We start from the raw sequence: 7,035 nt of genomic DNA on the forward strand, positions 1-7,035 counted from the left end.
CAATGAACAATTCCGGTTTTTATAAAATTACGCTTCCATTCGAGAATAACTTATTCGATGAATTATCACATTCTGTCAATTTCGAAAATATTACCAAAGGCAGAATTGGCAATCATTTAGTTTTTTTGAATAATGACACTGTTTCCATTGTCAGGACTACGACTGTTTATACTATTCCTGCACATAATTTTTCTTCAATCCATCATCAGATAATAGAAAGTCTTAATATTGAAATTCAAAATACTTCTTTCGATAATTTATCTCTTTTAGATTTTAATAATGCATTAATTGAAGTATATGACAGTAATTATGCAACTATGAAATATCATTCAGACCAAGCGATGGATTTAGAAGCAGATACCTATATCGGTCTTTTTACCTGCTATGAAAAACCCAATGAATTAACTGAAAAAAATATTCGAAAACTGAAAATCAAAGATAAATTTACTGATGAAGAATTTGATATTCCACTGACACATAATTCCATTGTTCTGTTTTCATTATTTACGAATAAAAAGTATCTGCACAAAATTGTACTGGAATCGGTTCCAGGTCAAAAAAAATTGGAATCAGACAATAAATGGCTGGGTATAACTTTTCGAAAATCTAAAACATTCATACAATTTAAAGATAATATACCTTACTTCACGGATGGAGAATTGTTGACACTGGCAAATGATGATGAGAAAAAAGAGTTTTTCAAATTAAGAGGAGAAGAAAATAATAATATGAATTTTGAGTATCCTAAATTAAAATATACTTTGAGTATAGGTGATACTATAATGCCTGAGAGATGATAGAAAATTTTGTGATTTTAGCATTCGATACTTACTATTTTGACGGAAAAGCCAAAACAGTTTGTATTGAATTTAGTCAATGGAACCAAAGTAAAAACTATAAAGTTTATACTGAAACCATTGAGAATGTTGAAGAATATATCCCTGGTGAATTTTACAGAAGAGAACTGCCTTGTATCCTAAGCCTTTTGAATCGAATTGGTTCAACAAATATTGACGCTATAGTTGTTGATGGATTTGTTTATTTAGATGATAATAAAAAACATGGTCTGGGAGGGCATTTATATGAAAAATTAGGTGGAAACATTCCTATAATTGGTGTTGCCAAAACTAATTTTGCAGCCATTAATAAAGATAAAAAAGCTTTATTAAGAGGAGACAGTCAAAAGCCATTATTTATAACATCAATCGGAATCGACTTAGAAGATGCCTTCCAAAGAATTGAAAGCATGGCTGGTGAGTTTAGAATTCCAACTTTATTAAAAGAATTAGACAGGCTTACAAAAGAAATATAGATTTAATGTCATCAATATTTATTTCTGCTCAAAATAAAAAACAATCTCACTTAATGTAACATTTTTCCATATCAGCGTCAAAGTATAAAATTAAATTGCGGTTCTTTGCAGTTCTATTTAAAGTCAGTCATTTTCTAAAATGCAATAATATTCAGGTCAATGAGTTTAGACTAAGTAAAATTGACTGCGCTATTCGGTATGGACAATAAAAAATTTATTTTAAGTTTAAAAAAGGGTAATGAAGCAGCCTTCAAAGAGGTTTACTTCAATTACTATGATAAACTGATAAACATTGCCAGACGCTTTAACTTCACGGTTCTTACTCCCGAAGACTTTGTTCAGGAAACTTTTTTAAGACTCTACAACAAAAGAGAATTGCTCAATGAAGAGGTTTTGTTTGACAAACAATTGTTTACCATCTGCAAAAACATCATCATCAATCATGTGAACAGAGAAAACAAAATAATTCAGTTTGATCCTGCTCAGGCTGACATTATAGAGGAAGAAACCGACTCAGATTTGTTTGAAGAAAGACAGGAAAAATTACAAAACTTCATCAATCAGCTTCCCGAGCAACAGCAAAAAATATTCACTTTACACAAACTGGAAAACCTTAGTTATAAGGAGATTGCAGAAATTACGGATCTTTCTGAAAAGACCATTGCCAATCATATTTATCTCGCCAGTAAATTTATTCGAAAAAAAATCGAAAACCATTAGGAACTTTTCCGTTCTCGTTTGTTATCTATAAAAACGAGACCAAAAAATGCATATTGAAGCCTATAAAACGAATGTAAGAACAAAGAAAGACGCAAGCCTTCTGGTGGCTCTTTTACAATTCATCATTTCTGATTGTATCATAAAATTTGATTTCAAAAACCGCGAAAGAATTCTCAGAATCGAAACCAACAGAGACATTCAGGAAATGGTTTATGGTGTTTTTACGAAACAAGGATTTTATTGTAAAAAACTTACTCCCTAAAAATCATGGACAAGGAAAAATTAGATAATGAATTTGAAAAATTATGGAACGAAACTCCTGCTTCGCATTCTGTCAGCGAAAAAGAAGCTTCGTGGGAGCAATTTCATTCTAAAACTTTTACAGCCAAAAAACGAAAGTTCAAACCATGGCGCTACTATGCTGCAGCATCTGTTTTACTTTTTGTATTGATCGGAACCGGAATTTATTTTACCGGTAAACCTGTAACTGAAACTGCTGTTATGGCTGAAAATATTATTGAAAACACTTCTGCAAAAATAAAATTAGTTGTCTTGCCCGATAGCTCAAAAGTAGAACTGAGCCCGAATTCTAAAATTATTTACGGACAAAATTTTGCTTTAAACAGAAAAATTGAAATTGTTGGTGAGGCTTATTTCAAAGTAAAAAAAGACAAGCAGCATCCTTTTCAGGTTTTTTGTAATGCAACTACAACGACCGTTTTAGGAACTTCTTTTATTGTGAAAGAATCTGAAAAAGAAGCAGTAACAGTTGAGCTTTACGAAGGAAGCGTTCAGATGAATGTAAAAGGTCAGGAAAAGAAATGGATATTAAAACCGGGCGAAAAATTTACTTACGGGAACGAGTCTGCATCAGTAACAGAATTCAGCCGTTTTATCGATTTTGACAACGAAAAACTTTCTGCTGTCAGTGAGTATATCGAAGAAAATTATGGTTACAAAGTGATTCTTCCAAAAGATCATCTTAATCAGAAGATTACCATCCGAATCAATAAAAAAGAAGATTTAAAAACAATTTTACAATTAATATCAGAAATGTATAACCTAAACTTTGAACTAAATGAAGATTTAAAACAGATTACTTTTCAATAGAAAAGAAAAAGGATGCAAGCCGCGAAACTACACATCCTCCTTATAGTCAGGATAACACGAGGTTATTCCAATTAATAAATTCAAAAATACAAAATTTCATGAAGCATATAATTTCAGCATGCTTTTTTTTATTCAGTTTATGTATGTCTGCCCAGAATGTTACCGTAACTGTAGATCAAAATGTAACCTTAAAAGAGTTCTTCAAACAGATTGAAAACCAATCTGATTTCAAATTTGCCTTTACAGATAAAATTGATACCAATCAAAAGTATTTCACAAAAAAAACTACTTACAAACAGATTGAAGTCGAGAAAGTGATCTCTGAATTAAACAAAAATGCAACAGTGCAATTCTCTATTGTCGGTAATAATATTTTCGTAAAACAGAAATCTCAATCTGTAAAAACGACTAAAAAAAAAAGTAAGCTGACCGGACAGGTTTTTGATGATACCAAACAATCCGTTATTGGTGCCAATGTGTATATCCAGCAACTGGAGGTAGGCGCCGTAACGGATTCAAACGGAAAATTCAGTCTTGAAATTCCAACCGGAACTTATACCGTTTCCATTAGTTATATTGGTTTAAAAAACAAAGAAAAGCAAATTACGGTTTCTGATGATGTTACCATAAATTTTAATATGGAATCTGACAGCCAGCAATTAGGAGAAGTAATTGTAACCACCACTAAAGCAGCAGATATCAAAACACCTCAAATGAGTGTCAACAAACTTTCTATGCAGGAAATTAAAAAAATTCCTGTGGCAATGGGAGAATCCGATCCTTTAAAATCAATTCTGACCCTGCCCGGAGTAACCAATGCCGGAGAAGCATCATCGGGTTTTAATGTTCGCGGAGGTGCTGCAGACCAAAACCTGATTCTTCTGGACGGTGCCCCTGTTTATGGCGACTCACACATGTTTGGTTTTTTCTCTATTTTTAATGCTGATGTTGTGAATGGTCTAGAATTATACAAAGGTGGAATCCCTTCAAAATATGGAGGGCGTGTTTCATCTGTTTTGGATGTTACCCAACAAACTGGAGATTTTGAAAACTATAAAGTAAATGGAGGAATTGGTGTTATTTCGAGCCGTCTTTTGGTTCAGGGGCCTTTGCAAAAAGGAAAAGGCTCATTCCTTGTTTCGGGTCGTACTTCGTATGCACATTTATTTCTCAAACTGGCTGACAATAAAAATTCTGCAATGTTTTACGATTTAAATGCCAAATTGAATTATCGCTTTAACGCTAATAATACACTGGCTTTTTCGGGGTATTTTGGAAATGATGTATTTGATATCAACGACCGTTTTTCAAGCAAATACGGCAATACTATGGGGATCCTGAGCTGGAAACACACATTCTCTGACCGTTTGAATTCTAATTTATCTGCTTTCTACAGTGATTATAAATTCAATCTGGGGATACCGATTGAAAGTTTTGAATGGGATAGCAATATCAAAAGCTACGGACTTAAATATAACTGGAATTCTTTAATATCTGAAAAATTTAAAATTAATTACGGAATTGACGGTTTATACTACGATTTTAATCCTGGTGTAGTAAAACCAACAAGTACAGACTCACAGTTCAATTACAAACAGCTGGATAAAAAACACGCTTTGGAGGCCTCTGCTTTTATTGATTTTGAAAACCAAATTACAGAAAAACTAAATATTCGTTACGGACTTCGTTACAGCATGTTTTATCGTTTGGGTGCAGAAGAAATCAGTACCTATGAAAATGGTCAGTCGGTAATTTATAATCCTTTATATAATATTTATGAAGAAGCAACGCCAACCGGAACCATTTCTTACGGAAGGGGTGAAACCATCAGTAAATTTGATAACCTTGAACCGCGACTGGCTTTGTCCTATGCTTTTGATGATAACACTTCTGTAAAAGCCAGCTATAACCGAATGGCGCAGTACATTCATATTTTATCTAATACACAATCACCACTGCCTATGAGCATCTGGACACCGAGTGGTCCTTTTACCAAACCACAAATGCTCGATCAGTATGCTTTGGGATATTTTAAAAATTTTAAAGAAGGGGATTATTCTCTTGAAGGGGAACTATTTTATAAAAATGTTCAAAACCGAATTGACTACATTGACGGAGCTGATATTCTGGCAAACAATAATATAGAACAGGTGATTTTAAATGGTAAAGCCAGATCGTATGGAATGGAATTACTATTTAGAAAAAACACCGGAAAATTTACCGGATGGGTTTCTTACACCTTATCAAGAGCTGAACAAAAAACACCCGGAAGAACTGCCCAAGAGCCCGGAATAGCAAATGGCGACTGGTATTTATCTGGCTATGACAAACTGCACAATTTAAGTATTGTAGGCAGCTATGAATTCAGTCCTAAATGGTCCTTCAACGGAAATTTTACTTTACAGTCGGGTCAGCCGGTTACTTATGCGAATAGTTATTATGAATTTGGCGAAATCAATGTCCCAAATTATTCTTTGAGAAACGAAAACAGACTGCCGCTTTTTCATCATCTGGATCTTGCTGCAACTTACACCCCTAAGCCTGAAAAGAAAAAAGGATGGCAAAGCTACTGGGTATTCAGCATATACAACATTTACAACAGAAAAAATGCTGCCTCGATTACTTTTAGCGCTAATGAAGATACCGGAGCAAATGAAACCAGAAGACTTTCTATTTTCGGAATTGTTCCCGGGGTTTCTTATAATTTTAAATTTTAACGCAATGAAAAGATTAAAAAAATACAATATAATGAATAGAGCACTTGCATTCTTAAGTCTTATTTTTGTTTTGCCTTTTATTTCCTGTGAAGACGTAGTAACACTTGACCTGGAAACAGATGAAGCTAAAATCGTAATAGATGCTGAAATAATTTGGAAAAAAGGAACCAACGGTAGCGAACAAACTATAAAAATAAGTAAAATGGCTCCTTATTACAGTGCTACAACCCCAAAAGTTTCCGGGGCACAGGTAAGGGTAGAAAATAACAATGGTGATGTTTTTACTTTTAGCGAAACTCAGCCCGGATTCTACACCTGTACCAATTTTGTTCCTGTTCTTAACATGGAGTATAAATTACTTGTAGAGGCCGAAGGACAAAGTTTTACTGCCACTGAAAAACTAACCTCAGCAACTCCAATCAATAAAATTGAGCAAAACCTTGTTCCGGATTTTGGCGGTGGTGAAGATGTAATTGAACTTACTTTTTACTACACCGATCCTGCAGATCAGACCAATTTTTACCTGACCGATTACAAAAGTTCTTTTCTGGTATTTCCCGAATATGAATTAACTGATGATGAATTATTCAACGGAAACGAAATGAACACGCGTTTCTCTCATGAAGACATGAAACCCGGAAATACCGTAAACATCACACATAGAGGTATTTCCAAAAATTTCTACAATTATATGAAATTAGTACTGGAAGCTTCCGGTTCAAATCCTTTTGCGGTACCGCCTGGAAATATCAGAGGGAATATTGTAAATACTAAAGATGCTAATAACTTTGCTTTAGGCTATTTTAGACTTTGTGAAGCAGATGCTGTTTCTTATGTGGTGAAATAAAAATAGATTTTAATAAAATTTTGTTTATAAATTTTAGAAAAGCTTTGGAGAAATCTGAAGCTTTTTTCGTACCTTTAAATCAGTTTTAAACTAACTACAAACGATAATCTAACAATAAGATAAATTCAATTTCACGGAACTGTTTTTGGAAAAAACATTGAATCTTATCTTATGCTCTGGTTATCGTTTTTTTTTATTCAAATTATCACTAGTGTCCACTAAAAATTAAAATAAGTTCTTTGAAATTATTGTAAATCTGTATTTTAAGAGTCATTTTAGAGCGTGACGATTTGAAATGATTATTATGTTCGTAAATCAATATTACGAAT

Annotated in this window: 7 protein-coding genes; all 7 read left to right on the top strand. The window is 33.3% G+C overall.

The features are described 5' to 3' along the window. Positions 1–2 precede the first annotated feature (2 nt). The 7 genes from AAEO57_RS15755 (at position 3) to AAEO57_RS15785 (ending at position 6,706) form a co-directional block, all read left to right on the top strand. Positions 3–797, top strand: a complete 795-nt coding sequence (locus AAEO57_RS15755; protein WP_341693988.1) for a hypothetical protein — start codon at positions 3–5, stop codon at positions 795–797. Next, complete coding sequence (locus tag AAEO57_RS15760) at positions 794–1,312, top strand: endonuclease V (RefSeq protein ID WP_341693989.1); 519 nt, start codon at positions 794–796, stop codon at positions 1,310–1,312. The genes AAEO57_RS15755 and AAEO57_RS15760 overlap by 4 nt, the downstream gene beginning before the upstream one ends. Positions 1,313–1,510: 198 nt before the next feature. Continuing rightward, entirely contained in the window at positions 1,511–2,032 is a 522-nt protein-coding gene (locus tag AAEO57_RS15765; RefSeq protein ID WP_341693990.1) for an RNA polymerase sigma factor, read from the top strand. Between the two features lie 46 nt (positions 2,033–2,078). After that, positions 2,079–2,294, top strand: coding sequence for a hypothetical protein (locus AAEO57_RS15770; RefSeq protein WP_341693991.1), 216 nt, complete (start codon positions 2,079–2,081; stop codon positions 2,292–2,294). A 5-nt stretch (positions 2,295–2,299) separates the two neighbouring features. Next, positions 2,300–3,142, top strand: a complete 843-nt coding sequence (locus AAEO57_RS15775; RefSeq protein ID WP_341693992.1) for a FecR family protein — start codon at positions 2,300–2,302, stop codon at positions 3,140–3,142. A gap of 98 nt (positions 3,143–3,240) precedes the next feature. Further along, the gene (locus AAEO57_RS15780; RefSeq protein WP_341693993.1) at positions 3,241–5,859 is read left to right on the top strand and encodes a TonB-dependent receptor; all 2,619 of its coding nucleotides are present in this window, start codon (positions 3,241–3,243) and stop codon (positions 5,857–5,859) included. A gap of 4 nt (positions 5,860–5,863) precedes the next feature. Beyond that, the gene (locus AAEO57_RS15785; RefSeq protein WP_341693994.1) at positions 5,864–6,706 is read left to right on the top strand and encodes a DUF4249 domain-containing protein; all 843 of its coding nucleotides are present in this window, start codon (positions 5,864–5,866) and stop codon (positions 6,704–6,706) included. The last annotated feature ends 329 nt before the right edge of the window (positions 6,707–7,035 follow it).

The sequence above is a fragment of the Flavobacterium calami genome, from assembly GCF_038290035.1.
Classification (GTDB): Bacteria; Bacteroidota; Bacteroidia; order Flavobacteriales; family Flavobacteriaceae; genus Flavobacterium; species Flavobacterium calami.